This window comes from Granulicella mallensis (genome assembly GCF_014203225.1).
In the GTDB taxonomy this organism is placed as follows: Bacteria; Acidobacteriota; Terriglobia; order Terriglobales; family Acidobacteriaceae; genus Granulicella; species Granulicella mallensis_A.
The window spans coordinates 168,538-194,263 of record NZ_JACHIO010000005.1; the positions used below are offsets into that span (position 1 = coordinate 168,538).

Here is a 25,726-nt window from a genome sequence, read left to right on the forward strand (position 1 = left end):
GTTGCCATGCCTACGCATGGGCCAGAGACTGCGTCCGCTGATAAAGCTGACTCCAATTTTCTCTAAATGGCCCGCAGGTTTCCCCTGCGGGCCATTTTCTTTTTACGTTGTTGTCTTACCCCATTACTCGCAACACAGTTTGGAGGCATCATGGGCAGCACTCGAACGATCAAGCAACAAATCATCTATGTCTTTCTATCAGGGCTCCTACTGACGCTTTTTGTCATGACACCTGCGCAAGCCATCGCTCAGACCTTTCGCGGCGGCATCAACGGCACACTCGCGGATAAGTCTGACGCAGCAATTCCTGACACGCAGGTTACGGCAACCGATGAAGAGACAGGCGTAGTTCACACCACCATGACTTCAAAGTCTGGTGGCTATAGTTTCCAGGACCTGCCGCTGGGCAGCTATACGATCCACGTCGCCACCTCTGGTTTTCAACCGATCAATATAAAGGGCGTTACGGTAAGCGCAGGCGCAATCTATACCTTGCCACTGCACCTGAACGTTGCGGACCAAAGCACCTCCGTTGAAGTTCTGGCCGATGCTCTGTCGCTCGACACGACGACAACGCAGCAGACGACTGTTATCGGGGGCAAGTCTCTGCAATCCTTGCCGCTCAACGGCCGCGACTTCAAGAAGATCGTTGGCGTCATTCCCGGCTTTGCCGGTTATACCGGTGTGCTCGGCGCCATCAACGGAGCGCGCACCAACCAGACGAACTGGCAGCTCGACGGCACGGACAACAACGATCTCTGGGCCAATAACTCGGCCATCAATCAGAGCGGCATTGGCGGCATCGCTGGAACGGTATTGCCGCTGGATGCCGTCGACCAGTTCTCGATCCAGACACAATCGACCGCTGAGACCGGACGCAATCCAGGTGCAACGGCCAACCTGGTGATCAAGTCCGGCACTAACAGCCTGCATGGCAGCGCGTACTACTACAACCGCAATGAGGCGCTCGCCGCGGACCCGGTCTTCGTTCCAAGGACGAAGCTGCGCAATGAGGCGTATGGCTTCTCGTTTGGCGGACCTATCCGCCGCGATCGCACCTTCTACTTTGCTTCGTATGAAAGGCAGCAGTTTCTCATCGGTGTATTGACGACTGGAACCGAGCCTTCGACTGCCTACCAGGCAGAGGCGCAAAACCTGCTTGGGTTGAATGGGCTTTCAGTCAATCCCCTTTCAACGAATGTATTAAATCTTCTCTGGCCGGCCTCTGTTCTGACTGGACCCGCGACCGCGAACAACTATATTCCTTCGGCGGAAAACGGCTATAGCAACAACGGAGTCATAAAACTCGACCATAACTTCAACGAGAAAAATAGTATCTCGGCCCGCTGGATCGTCGGACAGGGGAATCAGACGGCACCTGTAGGTTCCTACATCAAGGATTACTACGAGGTAGCTCCTATCCACGTTCAGAACTACTCGATCGTATATAACGCTGTCGTTACGCCGCGCCTGACCAATCAGTTGTTGTTTGGTGTCAGTGCTTACAACCAGGTATTTCACGACTTCAATCACAGCTTCGATGTGAATGCCGCAGGCCTGATTACCGATGTCGCCAATGGCGCACCGCTCATTAAGATCGGTAGCTTCGATCCGACCGGTGAGACACCTCCGGAGGGTCGCAACGATATCGTTGGGCACGTCACGGAGGCTGTGTCGTATAACATCGGCTCGCACCAGCTTCGTTTTGGTGGAGAGTTCCGCAAGGCCCAGCTTGATGAGTTCTACTATCGCAATGGACTGGGAACCTTTACGTTCGACGGTTCGCAGGGCGGATATAAGACCAACCCTTATAGCTCCGATTCGAATGTGGCTGCATTGGCGGACTTCCTCGCCGGCAAAGTAGTTTCGTCATCCCTCGCGCGCGGCAACGCGGAGCGTTTGGTGTACGTGAATAACTTTGATCTGTTTGCACAGGATTCATGGCAGGTTACGCATCGTCTGAATGTGAACTATGGTGTCCGCTACGACTATGAAGGGCCCTTGCATGACGGCACCAAAGATCTGCCTACCTTTGTTCCTGCGCTCGGTGGCCTCGTTGTGCAGGGAGATGGCATTGGCAGCCTTTACCCAACGCAGTACACGAACGTCGCTCCACGCCTCGGCTTTTCCTTTCAGCCGCAGGAGAATGGCCGCCTCGTTTTGCGGGGCAGCTATGGCGTGTTCTATGACTCAACTTCGCTGAGCCCCTTCCTCGACAATCGTCCGGGCAATGGCGGCCCCAACGGATTTGAAGGTAACCCCACTGGAACCTCGCCCGTACAGACCATCAGCCAGAACGCCTATACCTGGGAGACGGGCGTGCCTCTCTTTCAGGGCAGCCCTTCCAGCATCCTGAACCTGTTTTCAGTGAGCCAGAACTTCAAGACGCCCATCACCTCCAACTACACCCTGGGTATCGAACAGTCTTTAGGGTCGAAGGCCATCTTCTCGCTTGGGTACGTGGGCAGCCAGAGCCGGCATCAGGTGGCGCTGGTGGATATCAATCAGTCAGGTTTGAATCCGGCTTCGCCAACCAATCCACTTGTAGGAGTTCTTGGCGGCAAACCCGGATCGGTCCAGCAATCTTCCCGTCCCTATTACGCGCTGTTTCCAACCTACGGTGTGATCAATCAGGTGGAGACGATTGGAAACTCCAACTACAACTCTCTGCAGGCAACGGTGCGCACCAGTGCGTGGCATGGTGTGAGCTCACAGTTCAATTACACCTGGAGTCACAACCTGGACGACATGACGCAGTATCGCAGCAAGCTGCCCCAGAACAGCAATAACTTCAGAGGTGAATACGGCAACTCGGACTATGACACTCGTCACGGTTTCAATGGTGCTGTCAGCTATGAGCTGCCCAGATTCGGCAAAGGTCCTAAGTGGCTGGCTGAAGGCTGGCAAGCCAACGGCTTGATCAATCTGCATGGAGGCGCGCCGTTCAATATCACTACCTCCAGCGATACAACAGGAACGAATGAAGGCTATCAACGGGTCAATCTCGTCGGTAAGCCGTTCGATGTCTCACATAACTTTATTCCAACGAAGACCTCGCGTTATGTGCAGTGGGTTGATCCAGCGGCCTTTGCCGCACCTGCTGTGGGAAGCTTCGGCACGCTGCATCGCAATGCGTACTACGGACCGGGCTATGCGTCGGCAGATCTATCTCTGTTCAAGACGACGCACATCACGCAACGCGTCTCGGCCCAGCTCCGTGCTGAGTTCTATAACATCACCAACCGTATCAACCTCGCGCCTCCAAGCTCTTCGTCTTTTGGATCGAGTTCCTTCGGACGCAGCACCGATACGATCGGCGATTTCAACGGAGCGCCCGGCATCGGTCCTGGCGAACCCTTCAACACGCAGTTGGCTTTGAAGCTTCTCTTCTAGCGAACGAAGATGACACTAAAACCGATTGGGTGCCCCATTCATGCGTGGTTTTATCTCGCATGAGTGGGGTTGCACGATGAATGGGCACCCGGCACTGTTGGCGATTATTTACAGGCAACGATCGTCGACACGCGATGCCATACCTCGGTCCTGCCCAACAGCGAAATCCCGATATACCCATGCAGCTTGAGGTCATCGCCCTCTGCGGTGATCGTCCCCTTGTAGGTCCTGCCGGATTGGGGATCGTAGAGGTGTCCGCCATCGAGATGATTGGCATCGATCCGCTGGAAACCCATGCCGACATCGAGCCCGCAAAGCGGTCGGTTATGCTGCCCGGCATCGGGGTTCTTCAGGTCCGTTGTTTCAGGCGAAGTGGGGGAAACCTTGACGATCTTCGCACATACATCACTGCCACAGGGGTAGAGGCGTACGACGGATTGGGTCGGGGTGATCCAGTCGCCAAGTACGCCGGTGGCGGCGTGGGCCGAGGTGTTCAAAGTCAGAAGCAAAAGGTAAGTCGCAGTTAAAAGTCGCATGATCCTCTCTCAATCGTAGTTGGATGCGAGCCAATCTTTTGAACGCTAAAGCGCCGGTAATGTTGTGCAATAGCGCGAAGCGCGTTCCCTGACGCTTCAGCGTCCCGGAAACGGAGGGAGCCGTAGCCTTTAGGCTACGGAATCAAGGGCAGGCAAGAGTCGGGCTTTAGCCCCAGGCCTTTTGTCTGCAGCCGAAAGAGAGCCCAGGCCTAAAGGCCACCTCTTTGCTAAGCCTCTATTTCCGTAGCCTAAAGGCGATTGCCTCCCTTACCCTCCGCCCCGCGACGCTGAAGCGTCAGGGAACGCGCTCCGTGCCGTAGGACAGCCCTGCCTAATCCACACGGCAGATCAGGCATTTCAGATAGCGCGTCTCGGGCAGCGTGAGCACCTCGGGATGATCGGGGGCAGCGGCGCGGGTTTCGATCAGTTGCACGCGGCGTCCGGCATCGGCTGCGGCCGAGGCGATGATGCCGGTGAAGTCTTCGAGTGAGACGTGGTGCGAGCAGGAGTTCGTAATCAGCGTTCCGCCCGTGGAGAGCATGCGCAGCGCGCGCAGGTTCAGCTCCTTGTAGCCGCGCAGTGCGCCTTCGGCGGCCCGTTTGGACTTCGCGAACGCAGGCGGGTCGAGCACGATGGCGTCGAAGCGTTCGTGCTGCGTGTCATAGGCGCTCAGCAGTTCGAAGGCGTCCGCTTCGATCCAATCGGTCTCGGCCTTCAACTGCGGATTGAGCGCGAGGTTCTGGTCGGCAACTTCGAGCGCGGTGCGGCTGGCGTCGACGCCGGTGACGCGCGCGCAGATCTGTGCCAGGTGCAGCGCGAAGCCGCCGTGATAGGTGCAGACATCGAGTGCCCGGCCGGTGCGGCCGCTAGAGCGTACCTGGGCCGCTGCCGCGGCGTAGTTCAGGCGCTGGTCGAGGAACGCGCCGGTCTTCTGCCCGGCGCCGACGTCATACCCGAAGTGCAGGCCGTTGAGTGTGAACTGGGTCGTTGTCGCGGGGGAATCCGTCGCCGAAAAGAGTGGGCCGGGTGCGGGCGCTTCAAGCTTCTCCATCTCGCGAATACGCGGATCGGGCCTTTCCCAGAGCGTCAGCGGTTCACCGTTGGGCGCGAGTCCTTCGCGAAGTGCTGCAACGACTGTCTGACGAACGTCGTCCTGCGCCGTGCCCTGCGAGAGCAGTTGCAGGATGACGAGGTCGTTGTAGCGGTCGGCGAGGATGCCGGGAAGGTTGTCGGCTTCGCTGAAGAGCAGGCGATGAGCATTGTTCTCTGCGTTGACGGGCGCGAGTTCGCGGCGCAGTTGCAGGGCGGCCTCGACGCGGGTGCGAATGTCGCTGAGGTACTGCTCGCGGGAGAGCTCGGGTGTTCGCGAGACAAGGCGCGCGGCGATCTTCGAGGCGCTGGAATAAAGCGCCGTGCCGAGTTGCTGGTTGCGTGCATCGGTGACGGTGACAAGCGAGCCGGGCGCGGGTTCGACTTCTACGGCCTCAAGGTCTGTCCGGTAGATCCAAAGGTGGCCTGAGAGGAGACGGTCGGCGGCGCGGCGGGTAATGCGGAGTGTTGACATGTTGTTCAAGTGTAGCGAGTGTGTGCTTCAGCTGCTGCCGGAGAGAAAGGTTCCTTTGCCTTTCCTGTTGTTGTTCTTGCCTTTCTGGTTGTCATTCCGAGCGGAGCGAGGAACCTGCTGTCTCCCGTTCTTTGGTTGCATTACGTAGAAAATACGGGTGAAGCAACAGGTTTCGCTAGCGCATAACGTTTGTCATGGCACAAACGAAAAACGGGAGGAAGCAGGTTCCTCGTTTCACTCGGAATGACAACAAGAAAAGCAACAGCAAAGACGCTTTCTTGCCAATTAGGTCTCTACCCCAGCTCCGGCACCTCTACCCCCAACACCTCCGCCAGCGCAGAAACCGCGAACCCATGATCATCACGCTGCGGCAATCCGGAGACGATCAAACTCCCCACGAACCCTACCCCAACGACAAGGATCGGAAACCCACCCCCATGCGCGGCATAATCCTTGAGCTCCAGCCCATGCCTCCCCAGCATCGTCTCCCCATCCCGCTCGAGCATGCGGCCGATGGCATAGGAGCTTCGCGCGAACCGCTTTACCGTGTTGCGTTTGCGGCGAATCCAGTCCGCCTGTCCCGGCGTTGCGCCCACCGTCGTGCAGGCAAACAATACCTGTCCGGCAAGTTCGATCTCCACCGTTCCTCCCGAGCCGCGTTCGACCAGCTTTGACCGCAGGATGCTGCCCAGCTTCCAGGCGGTGTCTGCGTCGAAGGCGGTGAAGCGCAACGCCTTTTCCTGTTCTTCGATTACTGCAAGATCTTCCGCTGCACTCATTCGGTTGTACTCTCCATCCACTATCATCGGTCAAACGCTCCTTGATTGACTACAGAGGGTCCCATGTCCATACCGCTGACTCATGCCGATCGCCATGCCCTGGGTGTTCGCGCCCGCAAACAGCTGGCCCGCAGCGCCCACGCAAACTTTGAACTCTCGGCCTGCCCCCAGGCGCCGCTCGATCTATTGCGTGATTCCATGCGCGGACGTATCGCCCGGCTGGTGCAGGTCAAGTACGAGCGCATGGTCGCTTCAGCCTTTGGATTTTTTCGCGGCGCCGTGCCGATCATGGCCGCCGATCTCGCCTGCCATCCCAACACCGGCATCACCACCCAGCTCTGCGGCGATGCGCACGTCAACAACCTCGGCGCCTACGCGGGCTTCGACGGCCGCATTGTCTTCGACATTAACGACTTCGATGAGACGATCCACGGACCGTTCGAATGGGATGTCAAGCGGATGGCCACGAGCCTCCTGCTCGCGGGTCGCGAGGCCGGCATTCGCCGGACTGCCCGTCAGGAGGCGGTCGCGACCTTCACCGAACGCTATCGCCGTTCGATGAGCGAATTTGCGGTGATGCCGGTACTGGAGATCGCGCGGTATCAGATCCACCGGCTCGGGCACATCGATCCCATCCCGGCGATTCTGGAGACAGCCGAGCGTTCCACGCCGCAGAAGATGCTGGTCAAGCTAACCGAGCCCGCGCGTCCGGGCACGAAGGCTGCTGTCAAAAATTCAACGGCCTCGCGGCGCTTTCGATCCGAGCCGCCGCTGCTCGAAAGGCTCGGACCCAAGGAGGCGCAGACGGTGCTCGATGCGCTGACGCCCTACGTCCGCACGCTGCAGCCGGAGCGCCGCCACTTTCTCGCGCAGTACGGCGCGGTCGATGTGGCGTTCAAGGTCGTCGGCACCGGCTCCGTCGGGCAGCGCGACTATTGCGTGTACTTCGAGGGCTGGAGCCGCGCCGAGTCTACCGATCCGCTCTTCCTCCAGATCAAGGAAGAGGCGGCCTCGGCCTACGCCCCCTATCTGCCTGAAGACGCCTCCGGTCATACGCACCAGGGGCATCGCGTGGTCGACGGGCAGCGTGCTCTGCAGCTTACCTCCGACCCCTTCCTTGGCTACACGTCCATTGAGGGCCGCGACTACCTGGTGCGTCAGTTGAACGATCACAAGGCCTCGCTCGATCTCCTGACCCTCGATGCCGTTGGCCTGCAGGGCTACGCCGATCTCTGTGGCGAGTTGCTTGCGCGTGGCCACGCCCGGGCGGGTGATCCGGTGGCCATCTCGGCGTATCTCGGCAACTCCGATCGCTTCGATCGGGCGATTCTCGCCTTTGCGCATTCATATGCCGACAAGACCGAGCACGATTGGGGTTTGCTGAAGAAGAGCTTCAAGAAGACTAAATAAGCGATTCCCAAAGCCCGGTTCTGTAAAATCAGCGGGATGGCCCCGCCGCGCGCAACGCCCGAGTTTGTCGAGACCTCCCTTACCGGTCTCGGTCTGCTGAGTACGCCGATCTTCAACAAAGGCACGGCTTTTACCGAAGCCGAGCGCGATGCTTTCTCGCTGCACGGCCTGCTGCCGCCCCAGGTGGGCGACCTCAATCAGCAGGTGGCGCGGCGCATGAAGGCGTTTCACGCGCTTCCTGACGACTTCTCCCGCTACACCTTCATGCGCGACCTGCAGGACGTGAATGAGACGCTCTTCTACGCGCTCATCACCCGCAACGTCGAAGAGATGCTGCCGGTGGTCTACACGCCTGCCGTCGGCGAGGGCTGCCAGCGCTTCTCCGAGATCTGGCGCAAGCCGCGCGGCGTGTTCCTGAGCTATCCGAATCGTGATCGCATCGAGACGATTCTCAAGCATCCGCGCTATGACGGCGTGCGCTGCATCGTGGTCTCGGATGGCGAGCGAATCCTGGGCCTTGGCGATCAGGGCGCGGGCGGCATGGGCATTCCCATCGGCAAGCTTGCGCTGTACACGGCGCTGGCGGGCATTCATCCGCTGAGCTGTCTGCCGGTCTTTCTCGATGTAGGCACGGACAACGCCGAGCGCATCGCCGATCCGCTGTATCTCGGCTGGAAGCACGAGCGTGTGCGTGGTGAAGAGTACGACCGCTTTGTGGATCGCTTCGTGCGTGTCGTGAAGAAGCGCTGGCCGCATGTGCTGCTGCAGTGGGAGGACTTCGCCGGGCACAACGCCGGACGCTTGCTCGACCGCTATCGCGACGCGCTGCCGAGCTTCAACGACGACATCCAGGGCACGGCTGCCGTGGCGACGGCCACCGTGCTGGCCGCGGTCAACGTCACCGGCGTGCCTCTGCGGGAACAGCGATTTGCCGTGCTGGGCTTCGGCTCGGCAGGGCGGGGAATCGCAGGGCTGCTCTGCAGCGCGTTGGCACAGGCGGGGTTGAGCGAGTCGGAGGCGCGCAGCCGCTTTTACGCTGTCGATAAAGACGGCTTGCTGGTGGATGGCATGGACGGCCTGCGCACGGAGCAGGCGGCCTTCGCGCAACCGAAAGCCTTGGTGGCTGATTGGCACGGCGGAGACAACGGTATCGGCTTGCTGGAGGTCGTGAGGCGCGTGAAGCCGACGGTTCTGATCGGCGTCTCTGGCCAGCCCGGCGCGTTCACGGAGGATGTGGTTCGCGCCATGGCCGCTGGTGTTGCGCGGCCGGCCATCTTCCCGCTGTCGAACCCGACGAGCCGCAGTGAAGCACATCCGGCGGACCTGTTGCGGTGGACAGAAGGCCGCGCGATCGTCGGCACGGGAAGCCCGTTTGGCGCGGTCGAATACGAGGGCAGGCAGCATCGCATCGCGCAGACCAACAACTCGTACATCTTTCCTGGAATGGCGTTGGGCATTCTGAGCGCGCGTGCCAAACGGGTGAGCGACGCGATGATTATGGCCGCCGCACAGGCGCTTGCAGCCATGTCTCCGACGGTAAAGAATTCGCAGGGCGCGTTGCTGCCACCGCTCGACACCTTGCGAGAAGTCTCGATCAGCGTAGCGCTGGCGGTCGGACGAGAAGCAGCCGCGGAAGGTCTGGCTGCGGTGCGCGGCGAGGCCTTCGAGCAAGCCCTCCGCGCGAACATCTGGGAGCCGGTATATCTGCCCTACAAGCGGCGCAAATAGGACTGCTGGAAAATGTCTTGGGACCTGCCATCCTATTGCGCGCTCTTCCATTGCGCGAAGCGCGTTCCGTGACGCTTCAGCGTCGCGGAGTCGGAGGGAGCCGTAACCTTTAGGCTACGGAATAAAAGACTACGCAAGAATCGGGCTTTAGCCCCGGGCCTTTTGTCCGCAGCCGAAAGAGCGCTCAGGCCTAAAGACCAATGCTCCCTCCAGTTTTATCCATAGAATCGAAAAGTATGCCTCCGCTCTTATCTGAATTCGACGTGATCGTGCTCGGCGCCGGCGCAGCAGGAATGATGTGCGCCTTCGAGGCTGGCCGTCGCGGGCGAAGGGTGCTGCTGCTCGATCATGGCGAGCGCGTGGGCCGCAAGATTCTGATCTCCGGCGGAGGTCGTTGCAACTTCACGAATCTCCACACCCGCGCAGAGAATTTTCTCAGCGCCAACCCTCACTTTGCGAAGTCGGCGCTGGCGCGGTTCACTCCGTCGGACATGATCGTGCTGGTGGAGAAGCATGGCATCCGCTATCACGAGAAGACGCTGGGACAGTTGTTCTGTGACGACTCCGCGCAGCGCATCGTGACGCTGCTCGAACGCGAGTGCGGCGAGGCCGGTGTCGAGATTCGATGTGGCGTGAAGGTAAATACGGTCCGCCGCGAAAGCACACTGACAGATGCGACGAAGTTCATTGTCGAAACCAGCGCGGGAGACTTCACGTGTGAGTCGGTGGTGGTAGCCACGGGCGGTCTGTCGATCCCGAAGATGGGCGCGACGGGCTTCGGCTATGAGCTCGCGCAGCAGTCCGGGCACTCGCTGGTTGAGCCGCGCGCCGCTCTGGTGCCGCTGGTCTTCGCCCCCGAGGACCGCGAGCGCTGGTGTGATCTTTCCGGTGTGTCGTTTGAGGTGGTGGCTCACGCGGCGGGTTCAGGCAAGGCAAAGTCGCGCCCACAGACCGCACCGGAGTTTCGAGAAAAGCTGCTCATCACGCATCGTGGCGTGAGCGGTCCTGCGGTGTTGCAGGTATCGTCCTACTGGAAGCCCGGTGAGCAGGTACGATTCGATCTCGCGCCCGATCGCGAGGTGCTCGCACCGCTGCTGGAAAAGAACGCGCGTCGTGAAGCGGCAAGCCTTGTGAGTGCCCTGCGTACAGTTCTTCCATCACGCATGGCCGAGCGCTGGGTTGCGGCGCAGCCTTCGCCTGATTGGACGAACACCGGAATCGCCCGCATGGAGGCCGAACTGCATGCCTGGACATTGACGCCCGCGGGCACAGAGGGCTTTGCAAAGGCAGAGGTCACCGTAGGTGGCATCGACACCGCCGAGCTTGATGCTCGCACCATGGAGAGCCGCCGCGTGCCCGGTCTGTACTTCATCGGCGAGGTCGTTGACGTGACCGGATGGCTGGGCGGATACAACTTTCAGTGGGCGTGGGCGAGCGCGGTATCGGCGGGTGGAGCGGTATAGCCGTTGGCTCTCGGGAAAATTTTCAGCCGCCAGATGTCGGGGACGCTTCGCTCACTTATTTGGATTTTCTGTGTCTGGACGTTCTAGTGCTGCCTCACGGATGTCAGCAACGTCGAGCAGATCTCGCGGACGGCCTACAGCAAGCTTGTTCCGGATAAGCAGATCAGAGGATATGACAGGGACGAGTATTTCTCCATCCACTATAGTTTCAACTCTTGTTTCCCATGCCTCATCGAAACTGACAGCGGTTATCTTCTGCAGAATGTCAATGCGATTGGGAGGGACACCTATCTGGAAGACGGAGCCTGCTTCATCGTTGAAGTCGGAAGGGTGAAATCCGGCAAGGGGTGCGCCGAAGTCCGCCAATGCTTTGAAGACAGCCAAACTATTCTGGGAATCTGCACGGATGAAAATATCAATGTCTTTTGTCGCCCTGGGTTCGGAGTATGCGCCGAAAGCGTAACCGCCTATTACCAGGTATTTAACGTGATGAGCGTTCAACGCGGACAAGAGATCTTTGAAGTCTTGAGCCATCCTCATTGCGAACTCCCTTGACAGCATTGGCGAAGGTGTAAGCATTGACGCTGAGTTCGGAGATGGCAGACAGTCTCTCTCCGAGAGGGATACTTTGCCAATACCGGAAGTTCTCCGCGCGCTGCTGTTTAAGGTCTGTGACCCGGCGGATTGTCTTGTCCATAGTCTTTCCTAGCTCTTTATTTTACTCGATTGGCTTAGCAGCGGACGATCTTCTCCGACACCATCCCCCGCGTAGCATTGCGGGTATCCACGAACAACTTGCTGTCCTCAACCAGCGCCTCATAGTCGTAGATCGAATGGTCGGTGACCAGCAGTACGCAATCGAACTCGCCCACGCGGTCGAGCGGCGTGGAATGGCGTTTGAGCGTGTACTTGCGGCCCACGCCGACCTCGTCGAAGAACGGATCGTTGTAGGACACGCTGGCCCCAGCGCGCTCCAGCAGCTCGAAGATGGTAAGCGCGGGCGACTCGCGCAGATCGTCGACATCGCGCTTGTAGGCGATGCCCAGCACCAGCACCTTCGCTCCGGCCAGAGACTTACCTTCACGCCCCAGCGCGCGTTCTGCCGTGTGGACGACGAACGCGGGCATCGCCTCATTCACCTCTCCGGCGAGTTCGATGAATCGCGTCGGCTGGTTGAACTGCTTGGCGCGCCAGCTCAGGTAGAACGGGTCGACCGGAATGCAGTGGCCTCCGATGCCCGGGCCCGGATAGAACGCCTGAAAACCGAAGGGCTTGGTCGAGGCCGCGTCGATAACCTCCCAGATGTCGATATTCATCGCCAGGCAGAGCTGCTTGAGCTCGTTGACCAGTGCAATATTCACGCAGCGGTAGATGTTCTCGAGCAGCTTGGTCATCTCTGCTGCGGCGGGGGATGACATCGCCACCGTGCGGTTGAAGATGGCGCCATAGAGCGCGGCAGCCGCGCGTGTCGCGCGTGTGTCCACGCCACCAATCACCTTAGGAATCTCGCGGCGCGGCGTGATGAGATTGCCGGGATCTTCACGCTCCGGCGAAAACGAAACCATCAGGCCTTCCAGGCTGTCGTCGCTGTCGTCGTTGCGCAGGACGCGCAGACCGTTGCGTCCCAGCCGCTCGATCATCGGGACGACGAGCTCGTCGGTCGTGCCGGGCCACGTCGTGCTTTCGAGCACCACGAGCTGCCCCGCGCGCGTGTGCGGCGCCAGGGCTTCCACCGTGCTGGTGACGAAGCTCATGTCCGGAGTGTGATCGGGATGCAGCGGCGTAGGCACGCAGATCAGGATGGCGTCGCATTCCTGCAGCGCGGCAAAATCTGTCGTGGCGCGAAAGCCCGCCTTCTTCGCGGCGGCGATGTGCTCGGGCTCGATGCGATGGATATACGAGCGGCCATCGTTCAGGGTGGCTACTTTTTCCGCATCGATATCGAGGCCGGTTACACGAAAACGTTCCTCCGCGAATAAAAGAGCGAGAGGCAATCCCACATAGCCAAGGCCGATGATGGCAATATGGGTTTCACGAGCAGCGACCTGGGCAAGCCAGTCGGGGAGAGTACTTGTGTAGATCATGTTGTTGCTTTTGACGCTCGTGCCCCATGTCTGGATGCTACTTGTTCGCGATACCAGGCCACGGTCTGTGCAAGACCTTCCTCAAAGCTGACAGTCGGCTCATAGCCAAACGCCTCCCGCGCCGCTGAGATGTCAGCCAGGGAGTCACGAATATCGCCCGCGCGAGCTTCTGTATAAACCGCCGGCTTCTTGTAACCGGTGAGCCTGGCGAGGATCTGGTAGGTCTCGTTCAGGCTGTGGCGCTCGCCGCAGGCGACGTTGAAGACACGGCCCGCAATCTTCTCGGCCGGAGCTTCCAGCGCCAGCAGATTCGCGCTCACCGCGTTGGCGATGTAGGTGAAGTCGCGGCCCTGTTCGCCGTCGCCCTGGATGGTCGGTTGCTCGTCCTTCGTTTTGCCTGTCTTCAGCATCTGCAGACAGAACTTGGCGATCACACCGGAGTAGGGCGAATCGGGCGTCTGGCGCGGGCCGAAGATATTGAAGTAGCGCAGGCAGACCGTCTCCATGCCATAGACGCGCGCGTAGCTCTGCATATAGAGCTCGCCGGCTAGCTTCTGCACGGGATAGGGAGCGATAGGCTGCGGAGCCATCGTCTCGACGCGCGGAAAGCCTGGCTGGTTGCCGTAGGCCGAGCTCGACGCTGCATAGACGACCCGCTGGATGCCCGCGGCGCGCGCGCCTTCGAGCAGGTTGAACGTGCCGTCGAGGTTGGAGTTGTGGCTCGGCCGAGGATCCTTCACGCTGCGCGGAACGCTGGGCAGCGCTCCCTGGTGCAGGATGGCGTCCACCCCGACGCAGGCGCGGGCGACGGCATCGGCGTTCACCAGATCGACGGTGAGCAGGTCGACCTTTTCGGCGATGTGCGCGAGGTTCTCACGTCGCCCCGTCGAAAAGTTGTCGATGCCGCGAACATGGTGCCCCCGTTCGACGAGCGCCTGTGCGAGGTGCGAGCCGATGAAGCCCGCGATGCCGGTAATGAGATAAGTAGCCAAGAGAATTAGATTCTACCAAGACGCCGAAGACCGTTTAACTTTTAACGGGAATCATCCGCATCAATGTCGGGCGGACGACCAACCCGATCAGGTCGAAGAAAGCGTGCACGCCGATTGCGATCCAGAGGTTTCCCGTCCACAGATAGAGCCCTGTAAACACGAGGCCCAGGATCATGGTCGCGATCACGCCCACGGCGCCTTGATAGAAGTGGACCAGGCCGAAGAGGATAGCGGCTACGGCGAAGGCGAACCGTGCATTCCCCAACAAATTGACCAGCAGTAACGGCAGAAGCATCCGGAAGAAGAGTTCTTCGCTCAATCCGGCATTGAGAGACAGCAGCGCCGTCCAGCCGGTCTCCGCCCCATTGCGCGGCATGAGCGGTTCAATATCGCCGACCGTCACGATCTTTGCCTTGTCTCCTTTGCGAGCCAGAGCTCTCGCAAGAAAACCGCCCAGAATCATGGACCCGAATACGGCAAAGCCAAACCCCAGAAGAAATCCGCGACCCGGAAGCTGTTCTCTCGGCATCTGGGATCGAAGCTGAAGGGAGAGCGAGTGAAACTCGTTTGGCAGTGCGATCAGCGCGCCGAAGCGTCGCAGAAGAGCCAGGACGATTACTGTGGAACCGGTGAAGAGCAGGAAGCTCTTCACGGTCCAGTCACGATAGCAGCGTTGCCGGTCTGCGGTCTCCGTGAGGAGCTTGAAGGCGGCGTATTCAGCATGGTCCTTGCGGACGAATCCCCAAAGGATGCCGAGACATGCAGCTAGCAGGACTCCATACGTAAACAGGTGCAACATTCCAGCCTCCTCGGCCAAACCTATTCGCTCGTTTATTCACTCTTTGTTTCGCGTTCGTTCAGCGTATGGATATTGTTGGTGTCCTGGCGGCGCAGACCTCGTGGCCCATAGCAATACGGGGGTGGCGCACAGTGGCGACCTTCGAGATATCTGTACCTGAGAACGTTCCAGTCAGTGTACAGAAGCGTGGCGTGGTCCTTGTTTGTTTTTCGCCGTCATCCTGAGCCAACCCGGGGTGGATAGGCGAAGGACCCCTGCATTGTGGATTGCCACCGACGATAGCTCAGAGGTGAAAGCGCCTGAATTCTGCGGGACGCAAATACATTGGTCTTCGCACTGTCTTTAGGAGGGAGCCCTCATTTGGCATAGCCATGGACCCAAACACATGAAGAGCAGGCTCTTATTTCGCCCAGCCACAGATCCAAGCCCCAAAGGGGCGATATATCCCAGCCCAGGGTGGAGGCGGCTGGCGAGCGCTTTTGCTCGCCGTGTCGCCGCAACCCTGGGTTACGGCCCCAGAGAAGGAGAGAGCCCTGAAGGGGCGACCTATCGATGCCAACCACGATAGGCCGCCCCTTCAGGGCTTATCTTTTCCTCGTCCTGTAACCCAGGGCTATGCCTAACCTCAGTAACTATGCCCCAGAATCGGATGTGACTCATACGGCGCTTCGAGCTGCTTGATCTCCTCTTCCGTAAGCTTCAGAGACAACGCCCCCAGCGCATCCTCCAACTGATACGGCTTGCTGGCACCAATAATCGGAGCACTAATCCCGGGCTTCGCAAGAATCCACGCAAGGGCAATCTGCGCGGGCTTCACATTGCGCTGCTGCGCAATCTCGATCACGCGGTCGACGACATCGAAGTCCGTCTCGCGATAGTAGAGGCTATGGCCGAAGTCATCAGTGCGGGCGCGGGTCGTCTCACTCTTGCCGTCGCCGCGCTTGCGCGAACCGGTCAGGAAGCCGCGTGCCAGCGGGCTCCACGGAATGCAGCCCACCTTCTGGTCGAGGCACAGCGGAATCATCTCGCGCTCTTCCTCGCGATACACCAGGTTGTAGTGGTTCTGCATCGTCACGAACTGCGCCAGGCTATTCTCGCGCTGGAAGTTCAACATCTTCAGGAACTGCCACGCATACATGCTCGACGCGCCGAGATACAGCGCCTTGCCTGCCTTCACGACATCGTGCAGCGCCTCGCAGGTCTCCTCGATGGGCGTATGCGGATCGAAGCGATGGATCTGGTACAGGTCGACATAGTCCACCTTCAGGCGTTTCAGGCTCGCGTCGATCGAGGCCATGATGTGCTTGCGCGAGAGTCCGCGGTCGTTCGCGCCATCGCTCAACGGATTGAAGACCTTGGTGGCGATGACCAGCTCTTCGCGGCGCGGCTGGAACTCGTGCAGCAGCTTGCCGGTGACGACCTCGCTCTCGCCGAGCGAGTACACGTCCGCGGTGTCATAAAAATTGATACCGGCCTCAACGGCGCGGCGTACCAGGGGGCGGGCTTCGTCTTCTTCCAGGACCCACTCGCGCCACTTTTTGGAGCCGTAGGTCATCATGCCGAGGCACAGCGGCGTAATACGGGTGCCTGTAGAGCCAAGATTGCGGTAACTTATTGCGGTATTTGCAGAAGCGCTCATGCGCGATTGGACGCTCAGCCCCTGTGGGAAGTTCCAGATTCAAAGATTCCGGCCAAAAGACACGGGCGACCAACCTTTTCGCAGGTTGCCCGCGTCTTACACAGTGGAGCCGCTGCTCGCGCATATTTGAGTTGTCATGCAACTCACGGGCCCCATTTGATGGAAGCGCGAGCGGCGGCTTATCCCATTTAAGTAATCAATTTCGTGGCAATTTGCGCCCTTGCAGTTGCTCTTGCCTTTCTTGTTGTCATTCCCGAAGGGAATCTGCTTCTCAACCTGCCACGGCCCATCAGGCAAGGCACGAACCGGGCGGGGCACGATTTTAGCCAGACCCTCTTCGCGCCTTCCCCCTACAAATCGCCACCCAAGATCTGTCATCCTGAGCGGAGCGCCTCGCGTTTTTTGCGAGGTGCGGAGTCGAAGGACCCCGAAGGACTTGATCTCACCCAGGAGGTTAGGACCTTTTCCAGCACGAAAGTTCAGGCACGAACGATCGAGGTAGAAACGCTGCAAAAGTTTTGGGCAAGACTGCCACCCTCGGGGTTCTTCGACTCCGCGTCCCCAAAGCTGGGACGCTCCGCTCAGGATGACGATTCTGTGGGGAAATGTAAAACACAAGCAATGCGTGCAGCGAGCTTGATTTCGCTTTAAGACCGGGGTCTCCGATTCGTCAGGCACTATTTGGCTTGCCGATACAGGCAAGCAGCACAGGCCTAAGGCCCCTCAGGCCCAAGCACCGTCACCGCCGACTCACTCTCATTCCCCTTCGCATCCACAGCCGTAACGCTATAGCGATAACGCTGACCCGCCACCGCCGTAACGTCATGGAAGCCAGGCGCAGGAACCGGCACCTGGTTCAGGCGAGTCTTCACACCCGTAGCCGCACCATTCCCATCGAGTGTCTCGCGATAGACGTTATACCCGGCAAGATGAGGCGTATCGACCGGCTGCCAGATCAGATCAACCGTCAGCTTCGGATTGGCAAAGCTCGCCGCATTGAGATCGGTAGGTGCGGGCGGTGGATAGACATCCTGCAGGGTGAACTCAACCGGAGCGGAGACCTCGCTCTGCATCTCCATCGTGCGCCCGCCGACCTGGACCGACCGGCGCCGCTCGGCGGTATAGCGATAGGGCTCGTCCGCGAGCGCGGTATCGTCCAACGTGATGCCGTCGCGAACCGGCTGCGCCGGGACGGAAGCTTCCTTATCCGTAGCGTCCCCCGCAAGCGGATCGGGCTGCGGAGCGGTGGTAAGCCACACAATATTCGACTCGGCGTCGCTCTTGGCCTTCGCCGGCTTGGGCTCTGTCGAACTGCCGTGGGTCGTCACCGGCTTCTTCTCCGAGGAACTGGCTGCAGGAGCCGCGACTTTTGCCTTGTGGGCGACGGGCGCCTTCGGCTTTGGCGCAAGATCCTCGCGGCGCAGCACCACGATACCGTCATCCGCCGCAGGCCTGTCCGAGGGCTTCCAGCTCAACACAACCCCCAGCCGAGACCCCTGGGCATGCAGCTCTTCGACAGGCGAAGGCGTAGCCCCACCAGCAGCATAGGCTGGCTCCGAGAAGCCGCCGGTATGGTTGGTATCGTTATAGAGCTCAACGCGATAGGTCAGCACTCGCGCCGCCCCTGCGGTCAGCGTAGCAGGCAGCGCATCGTGCGCCACGGCTACGTTCGCCTGATCTATTTGCCCTTTGGCCGTCTGATTCACGCCCGTCTGATTCGAGTTCGTCTGCCCGGGCTGCCCCTTGGCCGTCACGGCAAAGTTCTGCTCCGGCAACTCAGCGACGGGAACACAGGCCCCCGTATCGACAGCCCGGCAGAACTTTGCCGTGACGTTCGTAAGATGCAGGGGAAGGCCATCGGTAGTCCGCTGCGGCACTGTAAACCGCAGCTCCACGACGTCTCCCCGCCGGGTAGCGGCAAGATCCTTCACAAACGCCGGCAACTTCAACGAAGGCGGCCTCGGAGGCCCAGGATTGGCACACCCCACCATCCCCAGCCCAACAAGGGCCAGCAGCGGAAGCACAAGAACGGGGCATCGGCGATTCAGAACCATCACATTGAGGCTAGCATCGCTTCGGTTGCGCGGGGAGACAGGCAGCACGATACACCGCGTCTTCTTTCAATTCCCACACCAGTCTCCCCTCGATCTCTCGATCCCCCTCAAACGCTGTCATCTCGACCGGAGGCGGCGTTCTTTGCCGCCGTAGTGGAGAGACCTCTGTATTTTGCCCGCAGCGGCACTACAGACCGGGAAGCCTGCTCCGAGCGCAGTCGAAAGATGCTCGCAAAACTCAGCATCAGCAAACAGCTTTAGAGGCTGCTGAAAAGAAGCCGCCGAAAAGCCACGTCTCATTAAGGGCACGGGTTCACCCGTGCCGTAAATGCCTCCCTCGCACTGCAGCTTTACAGGCTGCGGAAATTCTTAGCTGGGAAGCGAGTCTTGATCTTTAGGGCCAAGGGCCCGTTTCATCCCAGCCCCAGGTACAGAATCAATAAGAAAGCAGAGGGCCGTAAGCCCGATTCATTGTGTTTGCACAAAAGATGAATCGGGCTTACAGCCCTCAACTTCTACTCCTGCGCTAACCTGGGGCGTCGCTCTCCGAGCCACCACGCTGTCGCGTGTTGTCCTGGTTCGCTGTGCCCCAGGCTGGTATGAAACGGGCCGTTGGCCCTAAAGATCAAATGGGGACTTTTTCCGCAGCCTGTTTAGCCGCTGAGGGAATGCCCAGCTTCTCCCTCAAATGCCATGCACTTACCCCTGATGTATTCTCAGGCTGTCATACCGACGTCTGAGGTTCCCTTTGCTTACCGGAGAAATACGCAACCAGGTCGACCAGCTTTGGAATAGCTTCTGGTCGGGCGGCATCGCCAATCCCATCGAGGTCATCGAACAGATTACCTACCTGCTCTTTCTCAAACGCCTCGACGAAGAGCAGACTCTCGCTGAAGCCAAGGCCCGTCAACTCAGCCAGCCACTCGACCGCCGCATCTTCCCCGAGGGCAATGACCGCCTCAAGACCCCCTATGCGCATCTGCGCTGGTCCTACCTGCGCACCCAGGAGTCCCGCGCCCAGTTCGACCTCGTCAGCGAGCACGTTTTCCCGTTTCTGCGCACGGTCGGCGGCGAGGGTTCCACCTACGCGCACCACATGCGCGACGCTCGTTTCACCATCCCCACGCCCAACCTGCTCTCCAAGGCCATCCAGCTCATCGACGCCATCCGCATGGACGACCGCGACACCAAGGGCGACGTCTACGAGTACATGCTGTCCAAGATCGCCTCCGCCGGGCAGAACGGCCAGTTCCGCACACCGCGCCACATCATCCAGCTCATGGTGGAACTCACCCGGCCCACACCGAAGGATGTCGTCTGCGACCCCGCCTCCGGTACCTGCGGTTTCCTCGTGGCTACTAGCGAGTACCTGCGCGATCACTACAAAGACCTCTTCGACACCGAGGAGTCGCGTCACCACTTCAACCACGAGCTCTTCCACGGTTTCGACTCCGACGCTACCATGCTGCGCATCGGCAGCATGAACCTGCTGCTTCACGGCGTCGAAAACCCCGACATCGAACGCCGCGACTCGCTTTCGGAAGACAACGCCGGAGAGGTCGACAAGTACTCGCTGGTGCTGGCTAATCCGCCCTTCGCCGGTTCGCTGGACTACGAGTCCACCGCTAAGGGCCTGCAGCAGACCGTCAAGACCAAGAAGACCGAACTGCTCTTCCTCGCGCTCTTCATCCGCATGCTGGAGGTCGGTGGTCGTGCCGCAGTCATCGTGCCGGACGGTGTCCTCTTCGGTTCTTCGAATGCGCATAAGTCGCTGCGCAAGATACTCGTCGAAGACCATAAGCTCGACGCCGTGGTCTCGCTCCCCTCAGGCGCATTCAAACCTTACGCTGGTGTCTCCACCGCCATCCTCTTCTTCACAAAGACCGGGGTTGGCGGTACAGATTATGTCTGGTTCTATGACGTGCAGGCTGATGGCTGGTCACTCGACGACAAGCGCACGCCACTCCTCTCTGAAGACAAGCTTGGCCCCGACCCGCGCACGCCGCTCACGGCAGAAGAGCATGCGAAGAATAACCTGCCGGATGTCGCTGCGCGTTATTCACAACGCGATGGCACCGAGCGCGAGAACCCGCGCACTGCGCGAAGTTTTAGCGTCCCCAAGGCCGAGATCGCAGAGTACAACTACGACCTTTCTCTCAACCGCTACAAGCAGGTTGTACATGAAGAGATCAAGCATGTGTCGCCAAAGGAAGTTCTTGCCGAGTTGCAACAACTTGAGGCTGAGATTCATTTGGGCTTGAAAGAACTTGAGGAGATGCTGGGATGAAGCTCGCCGTCCCGACTTATTCTTCAATTGGCGAATGTGTTGACCCAGTGCAATCCATTGACCCAGTAGCGACGGGTGGAGAGAAATTTACGTATATCGATCTCTCCGCAATAAATAACGAACTGAAAACTATTGTCGGTCAGCGAGTCCTTTCGACTGCAGATGCACCGAGCCGGGCTCGCCAACTAGTCCGCACCGGGGATGTTCTGATTGCAACAGTTCGTCCAAATCTCAACGCCGTTGCGATCGTTCCAGACCAACTAAATGGTTCAATCGCATCAACTGGTTTCTGCGTTTTGAGGCCGAAACACAACGAACTCCATACTCCATATTTATTCCATTGGTTGCGTACTTCGTTCTTTATTGGAAGGATGACCCAATTCGCAACTGGACAGAGCTATCCAGCAGTCTCGGATCGCATCGTTAAAGAGTCTTTATTACCATTACCTTCACTTGACGAGCAGAGGAGGATCGCGACAATTCTGGATCAGGCAGAAACTCTGCGCTCCAAGCGCCGCCAAACTCTGGCTCTCCACATGCAACTTATCCGAGCTCTCTTCGACAAGTATTTCCCTGAACAGCAGAATCAAGTCGATGCTCAGCCACTCTGTGAACTCGCATCTATCGTGTCAGGAGTTACGGTGCATGGTGCAGCACGTGCGCATATGCCTCTGCGTGTTCCTTATATTCGGGTAGCGAATGTTCAAGCGGGCCATCTTCGCCTTTCAGAGGTTAAGGAAATTGGAGCAACTCCTAGGGAAGTTGAAGAGCTTCGACTGCAAGCAGGTGACATCCTAATGACCGAAGGCGGCGACTTCGATAAGCTGGGCCGCGGAGCCATGTGGAATGGAGAGATTGATCCATGTATCCACCAGAACCATGTCTTCAGGGTCCGACTCGATCAGGGCCGTCTACTGCCTGAAGTCTTCGCCAGCTATCTTGAGACGCGCTTGGCGAAAAACTATTTCTTGAAGTGTGCTAAGAAGACCTCCAATCTCGCCAGTATCAACATGACACAACTTCGTGCGTTACCAACCCTTAGCCCGCCGATGTCTACACAGTTAGATTTCTTGAAGAAACTTAAGGCAATCGAAGATATCCGCAATAAGGCTTTGGGTTCCCTAAAGGCTATTAATGAAACCTTCGCCTCTCTCCAACATCGAGCCTTTCGCGGAGAACTCTAGCGAGGCGAGTCACTAATTCATTCAAGTATCTTTAGAACTTCGACAAACCAAGAATGTGATGGAGCCGCCCCTTCGGGGCTTCGATCCACGACTGAACTCCCCTCTGTATCTCCCTTTGTAATGTCGCTGGTCCAACCCAACTCCAAATGCGATCTCTGACTTCCCACGTGAGTTAGGTCGCTCAAAAGACAGATGTGTGGTGATATTAGAAAGGCAGAACCAGCTCCATCGAAACCATGTCTCCTGTCCCGCCACAAGCCGCACAGCAGCCGCCGAGTAACTTCGCGTTCCTGCGTGCCGAATGGCCCGCGCTGCACGCGGAGGCTGCCAAGGCCGAGTCGCTGGTCTACCCCGACCCACGTACCGCCTGCTTCTACGCGCGACGCGCCCTGGAGTCAGTTCTGGAGTGGCTCTTCAAGCATGAACCCACGCTGCACTCGCCCTACCAGACCAATCTCTCCGCGCTGATTCACGAACCCACCTTCGCGGCGCTCGCCGGACAACCGCTGCACACCAAGTGCGTGCTCATCAACCGCACCGGCAACGCGGCTGTTCACAACTCCGCCGCTGTCAGCACGCAGCAATCCTTCGACGCTGTTCGCGAACTCTTCCACCTGACCTTTTGGCTGGCCCGCACCTACAGCCGCAGCACACCGCCAGCCGATGCCCTGCGTTTCAACGGCGACCTGCTGCCTCGCGCGAATGACATCGAGGCCAGGCTCCAGGCAGCGCAAACCGCAAGCGTCAAGCTGCAGCGCGAGGCCCAGCAGAAGCTGCTGGAGATCAGCAAACAACATGAGGCCGATCTCGCCGCGAAAGAAAAAAGCCTTGCGGCGCAGCTTCTCGAACGAGATGCAGACCTCGAACGCATGCGCGCGGAGATCGCCGAGCTCCGTGCCGCTAATGCCGCCCGTCCCGACACCCACGACTACAACGAAGCCGAGACCCGCGACGCCTTCATCGACCTGTTGCTCAAAGAAGCAGGCTGGAACCTCGATGCGCCGAATACGCGCGAGTACGCCGTTACCGGTCTGCCCACACCCTCCGGCACCGGCAAGATCGACTATGTTCTTTGGGGTCCCGATGCTCTGCCTCTCGCGCTGATCGAAGCCAAGCGCACCCGTCGCAGCCCTGCCGAAGGTCAGCAGCAGGCCAAGCTCTACGCCGACGCCCTCGAAGCCCGTTTTGGCCAGCGTCCGCTCATCTTCTACACCAACGGCTACGACCACTTCCTCTGGGACGACCTGCGCTATCCTCCGCGTCCCGTCGCCGGGTTCTACACGCAGGTCGAGCTGCAACTGCTGATTCAGCGCAGAACGTCTCGCAAATCTCTCTCCACTGTCGCCACGGACACAGCCATAGCCGAACGCTACTACCAGGAGCGTGCCATCCGCCGCATCGCCGAAGCCTTTGAGGCCAGGCGCCTGCGCAAGGCGCTGCTGGTCATGGCGACCGGCTCCGGCAAGACGCGCACCATCATCGCTCTCTCCGATGTGCTGATGCGCGCCAACTGGTCCGGGCGCATCCTCTTTCTCGCCGATCGGCGCACGCTCGTGAGACAGGCGGTCAAAGAGTTCGGCCGCCATCTACCCAGCGCCACGACCGTAAACCTCGTCACCGATCGCGGTCAGGTAGGTCACATCTACGTCAGCACCTATCCGACGATGATGAATCTGATCGACGACGCTGCCGACAAAACAAAAGAAGACGCCAGACAGTTTGGCCCCGGCTTCTTCGATCTCATCGTCGTGGACGAGGCACACCGCTCGATCTATCAGAAGTACGGAGCCATCTTCGATTACTTCGATTCACTGCTCGTGGGCCTGACAGCCACACCGCGCGACGAGATCGACCGCAACACCTATAGGCTCTTCCAGCTGGAGGACGGGGTCCCCACCGACGAATACTCACTTGGCCAGGCCATCGAGGACAAGTTCCTCGTTCCCTACCAGGTGCTGAATACGCCCGCCCGCATCCCCACTCAGGGCATCCGCTACGAAGATCTGACACCTGAACAACAGGCCGCCTGGGATGAGCTCGAATGGAGTGAGGACGGAGAGATCCCGGAGTCCGTCGAAGCGCCGGAGGTGCATCAGTGGTTCTTCAATGAGTCGACGGTCGATCTCGTCCTCGCGCACCTGATGGAACATGGCATCAAGGTGGCGGATGGTGATCGTCTCGGCAAGACGATTCTCTTTGCGAAGAACCAGCGCCATGCCGAGTTCATCGCAAAACGCTTCGATCTCAACTACCCGCACCTTGCCGGACACTTTGCGCGCGTCATCACCCACAAGGTCGAGTTTGCGCAGACGCTCATTGATGACTTCTCGCAGCCGGACAAGATGCCGCATCTTGCGATCTCGGTGGACATGCTCGACACCGGCATCGACGTGCCGGAGGTCGTGAACCTGGCCTTCTTCAAGTCCGTCCGCTCGAAGACAAAGTTCTGGCAGATGATCGGCCGCGGAACGCGTCTCCGTCCCAACCTCTTAGGTCCCGGACAAGACAAAACGCAGTTCACCATCTTCGACTACTGCAAGAACTTCGAGTACTTCGGAATAAATCCCGACGCGAAGGACGGCGCAACAACCTCAAGCCTGACCTCCAGGCTCTTCAGCCGGCGCGTACAGTTGCTGGCGGAGGTCGACCGTCAGGCAGAAAACGGGGTTCAGATCAGCGACTCAACGATTGCGCTGCGTGCAGCCATCGTCGAGATGCTCCGCAGCCAGATTGCGGGCATGAGCCTCGATACGTTCGAGGTAAGACCGCATCGCCGTCAAGTTGAGCGCTACTCCAATCGCGAGGCCTTTACCAAAATCGATGTCGAACAGGTCAGCGATCTCGATCCACTGGCGAGGCTGCCGAGTTCCATCACGGACTCGGACGGCCCGGCCAAGGTCTTCGATCACCTCATTCTGAGGATGCAGCTTGCCATGCTGCGCGCGGAGCCCGCTTTCATAAAGATGGCGGAGAAGGTGGTGTCGCTTGCTACGCTGCTGGAAGCCAAGTCCGTGATCCCCATGATCGCCGCTGAGCTTCCGCTGCTTCAGGAGATCCAGACCGGAGACTTCTGGCGCAATGCCACTCTTTCATCGCTTGAGACTGTTCGGCTGCATCTTCGGTCGCTCGTAAAACTGATAGAAGCTGTTACTCGTCCCATCGTCATTACGGACTTCCCCGACGAGTTGGCAGACCATACGCCTGTTCCTAATCTGCTTCCCGCAGCTTCTCCTGGAGTGGACATTACAAGGTTTCGCGCGAAGGCCCAGCACTTTCTCGCCAAGTATGAACAGAAACCTGCAATCCAGCATTTGAAATGGAATGAACCACTCACGCCTGCGGACATCTCCGAGCTAGAAGCCATCTTTCTGACCGAAGGTGCCAGCCCTGCGGAACTTGCCGCCGTGAAGGGGGAGCAACCGAGTCTTGGGCTTTTTGTGCGCTCCCTGGTGGGCCTTGATCGCGCCGCCGCACGACAGGCGTTTCAGAATTTTCTGAGTGGAAAAACCCTCACCGCCAGCCAGCACCAGTTCGTCGAACTGATAGTCGATTTGCTTGCGCGAAGAGGATATGTCGATCCGGCCCAACTCTACGACGCGCCTTTCACGAATGCGCATCCTCAGGGCGTAGCAGGTCTCTTCAGCGACCCGGAAGTCGAGCAAATGGTCTCAATCCTGGCCGCCATCCGAACGAATGCAGAAGGTACAGGAGCAAGCCAGCTTGGGCGATAATTGCTCTGCTTGGGCGATTATCGATTTTGCAATCTAGCAGGCGCGATGGTTTATCAAGAATCCCCCACTTTTCACCATATTGC

At 59.1% G+C, this 25,726-nt stretch carries 16 protein-coding genes; 7 read left to right on the forward strand and 9 right to left on the reverse strand.

Features of this window, described 5'->3' with window-relative positions:
- The first annotated feature begins 150 nt into the window (after positions 1–150).
- Positions 151–3,393 carry a TonB-dependent receptor gene (locus HDF15_RS07025; RefSeq protein WP_184254051.1) on the forward strand — a complete coding sequence of 1,081 codons (3,243 nt, stop codon included), beginning with the start codon at positions 151–153 and terminating at the stop codon, positions 3,391–3,393.
- Between the two features lie 104 nt (positions 3,394–3,497).
- Here HDF15_RS07025 and HDF15_RS07030 read toward each other — a convergent pair whose 3' ends face one another.
- From HDF15_RS07030 to HDF15_RS07040, 3 genes are all read right to left on the reverse strand, one after another.
- Complete coding sequence (locus HDF15_RS07030) at positions 3,498–3,929, reverse strand: DUF2147 domain-containing protein (protein ID WP_184254053.1); 432 nt, start codon at positions 3,927–3,929, stop codon at positions 3,498–3,500.
- Between the two features lie 331 nt (positions 3,930–4,260).
- The gene (locus tag HDF15_RS07035; RefSeq protein WP_184254055.1) at positions 4,261–5,493 is read right to left on the reverse strand and encodes a class I SAM-dependent rRNA methyltransferase; all 1,233 of its coding nucleotides are present in this window, start codon (positions 5,491–5,493) and stop codon (positions 4,261–4,263) included.
- 293 nt (positions 5,494–5,786) lie between these two features.
- Positions 5,787–6,272 (reverse strand): heme-degrading domain-containing protein, encoded by a 486-nt coding sequence (locus tag HDF15_RS07040; protein ID WP_184254058.1) that lies wholly within the window; start codon positions 6,270–6,272, stop codon positions 5,787–5,789.
- A gap of 63 nt (positions 6,273–6,335) precedes the next feature.
- On the opposite strand from HDF15_RS07040, the gene HDF15_RS07045 reads away from it, so the two are divergent.
- The 3 genes from HDF15_RS07045 (at position 6,336) to HDF15_RS07055 (ending at position 10,873) form a co-directional block, all read left to right on the forward strand.
- Positions 6,336–7,682 carry a DUF2252 domain-containing protein gene (locus HDF15_RS07045; protein ID WP_184254060.1) on the forward strand — a complete coding sequence of 449 codons (1,347 nt, stop codon included), beginning with the start codon at positions 6,336–6,338 and terminating at the stop codon, positions 7,680–7,682.
- A gap of 36 nt (positions 7,683–7,718) precedes the next feature.
- Entirely contained in the window at positions 7,719–9,410 is a 1,692-nt protein-coding gene (locus HDF15_RS07050) for an NAD-dependent malic enzyme (RefSeq protein ID WP_184254063.1), read from the forward strand.
- Between the two features lie 236 nt (positions 9,411–9,646).
- Positions 9,647–10,873 (forward strand): NAD(P)/FAD-dependent oxidoreductase, encoded by a 1,227-nt coding sequence (locus HDF15_RS07055; protein ID WP_184254065.1) that lies wholly within the window; start codon positions 9,647–9,649, stop codon positions 10,871–10,873.
- A 51-nt stretch (positions 10,874–10,924) separates the two neighbouring features.
- On the opposite strand, the gene HDF15_RS07060 is transcribed toward HDF15_RS07055, so the two are convergent.
- The 6 genes from HDF15_RS07060 to HDF15_RS07085 all read right to left on the reverse strand — a co-directional run bounded on the left by HDF15_RS07060 (position 10,925) and on the right by HDF15_RS07085 (position 18,441).
- Entirely contained in the window at positions 10,925–11,413 is a 489-nt protein-coding gene (locus tag HDF15_RS07060; RefSeq protein ID WP_260330905.1) for a DUF6036 family nucleotidyltransferase, read from the reverse strand.
- A 191-nt stretch (positions 11,414–11,604) separates the two neighbouring features.
- A complete protein-coding gene (locus HDF15_RS07065; RefSeq protein ID WP_184254067.1) occupies positions 11,605–12,957 on the reverse strand; it encodes a nucleotide sugar dehydrogenase in 1,353 nt (450 codons plus the stop codon).
- Entirely contained in the window at positions 12,954–13,949 is a 996-nt protein-coding gene (locus tag HDF15_RS07070) for an SDR family oxidoreductase (protein ID WP_184254069.1), read from the reverse strand. Before HDF15_RS07070 ends, HDF15_RS07065 begins: the two co-directional genes overlap by 4 nt.
- A 34-nt stretch (positions 13,950–13,983) precedes the next feature.
- Positions 13,984–14,748 (reverse strand): CPBP family intramembrane glutamic endopeptidase, encoded by a 765-nt coding sequence (locus HDF15_RS07075; protein WP_184254071.1) that lies wholly within the window; start codon positions 14,746–14,748, stop codon positions 13,984–13,986.
- Positions 14,749–15,373: 625 nt separating this feature from the next.
- The gene (locus HDF15_RS07080; RefSeq protein ID WP_221314317.1) at positions 15,374–16,387 is read right to left on the reverse strand and encodes an aldo/keto reductase; all 1,014 of its coding nucleotides are present in this window, start codon (positions 16,385–16,387) and stop codon (positions 15,374–15,376) included.
- Positions 16,388–17,100: 713 nt separating this feature from the next.
- On the reverse strand, positions 17,101–18,441 hold the full coding sequence (locus HDF15_RS07085; protein WP_184254073.1) for a hypothetical protein: 1,341 nt from the start codon (positions 18,439–18,441) through the stop codon (positions 17,101–17,103).
- Positions 18,442–19,189: 748 nt separating this feature from the next.
- Between HDF15_RS07085 and HDF15_RS07090 the strand changes: the two genes are divergently transcribed.
- The 3 genes from HDF15_RS07090 (at position 19,190) to HDF15_RS07100 (ending at position 25,643) form a co-directional block, all read left to right on the forward strand.
- The gene (locus tag HDF15_RS07090) at positions 19,190–20,728 is read left to right on the forward strand and encodes a class I SAM-dependent DNA methyltransferase (RefSeq protein WP_184254075.1); all 1,539 of its coding nucleotides are present in this window, start codon (positions 19,190–19,192) and stop codon (positions 20,726–20,728) included.
- A complete protein-coding gene (locus HDF15_RS07095; protein WP_184254077.1) occupies positions 20,725–21,912 on the forward strand; it encodes a restriction endonuclease subunit S in 1,188 nt (395 codons plus the stop codon). Before HDF15_RS07090 ends, HDF15_RS07095 begins: the two co-directional genes overlap by 4 nt.
- Positions 21,913–22,148: 236 nt before the next feature.
- Complete coding sequence (locus tag HDF15_RS07100) at positions 22,149–25,643, forward strand: DEAD/DEAH box helicase family protein (RefSeq protein WP_184254079.1); 3,495 nt, start codon at positions 22,149–22,151, stop codon at positions 25,641–25,643.
- Positions 25,644–25,726: the final 83 nt, after the last annotated feature.

Bases quoted from the DNA above. Each gene is read 5' to 3' on its own strand.
- HDF15_RS07065 (WP_184254067.1), bottom strand. From the start codon at position 12,957: ATGATCTACACAAGTACTCTCCCCGACTGGCTTGCCCAGGTCGCTGCT.
- HDF15_RS07060 (WP_260330905.1), bottom strand. From the start codon at position 11,413: ATGAGGATGGCTCAAGACTTCAAAGATCTCTTGTCCGCGTTGAACGCT.
- HDF15_RS07025 (WP_184254051.1), top strand. From the start codon at position 151: ATGGGCAGCACTCGAACGATCAAGCAACAAATCATCTATGTCTTTCTA.
- HDF15_RS07030 (WP_184254053.1), bottom strand. From the start codon at position 3,929: ATGCGACTTTTAACTGCGACTTACCTTTTGCTTCTGACTTTGAACACC.
- HDF15_RS07035 (WP_184254055.1), bottom strand. From the start codon at position 5,493: ATGTCAACACTCCGCATTACCCGCCGCGCCGCCGACCGTCTCCTCTCA.
- HDF15_RS07100 (WP_184254079.1), top strand. From the start codon at position 22,149: ATGTCTCCTGTCCCGCCACAAGCCGCACAGCAGCCGCCGAGTAACTTC.
- HDF15_RS07095 (WP_184254077.1), top strand. From the start codon at position 20,725: ATGAAGCTCGCCGTCCCGACTTATTCTTCAATTGGCGAATGTGTTGAC.
- HDF15_RS07055 (WP_184254065.1), top strand. From the start codon at position 9,647: ATGCCTCCGCTCTTATCTGAATTCGACGTGATCGTGCTCGGCGCCGGC.
- HDF15_RS07075 (WP_184254071.1), bottom strand. From the start codon at position 14,748: ATGTTGCACCTGTTTACGTATGGAGTCCTGCTAGCTGCATGTCTCGGC.
- HDF15_RS07040 (WP_184254058.1), bottom strand. From the start codon at position 6,272: ATGAGTGCAGCGGAAGATCTTGCAGTAATCGAAGAACAGGAAAAGGCG.
- HDF15_RS07045 (WP_184254060.1), top strand. From the start codon at position 6,336: ATGTCCATACCGCTGACTCATGCCGATCGCCATGCCCTGGGTGTTCGC.
- HDF15_RS07085 (WP_184254073.1), bottom strand. From the start codon at position 18,441: ATGGTTCTGAATCGCCGATGCCCCGTTCTTGTGCTTCCGCTGCTGGCC.
- HDF15_RS07050 (WP_184254063.1), top strand. From the start codon at position 7,719: ATGGCCCCGCCGCGCGCAACGCCCGAGTTTGTCGAGACCTCCCTTACC.
- HDF15_RS07080 (WP_221314317.1), bottom strand. From the start codon at position 16,387: ATGAGCGCTTCTGCAAATACCGCAATAAGTTACCGCAATCTTGGCTCT.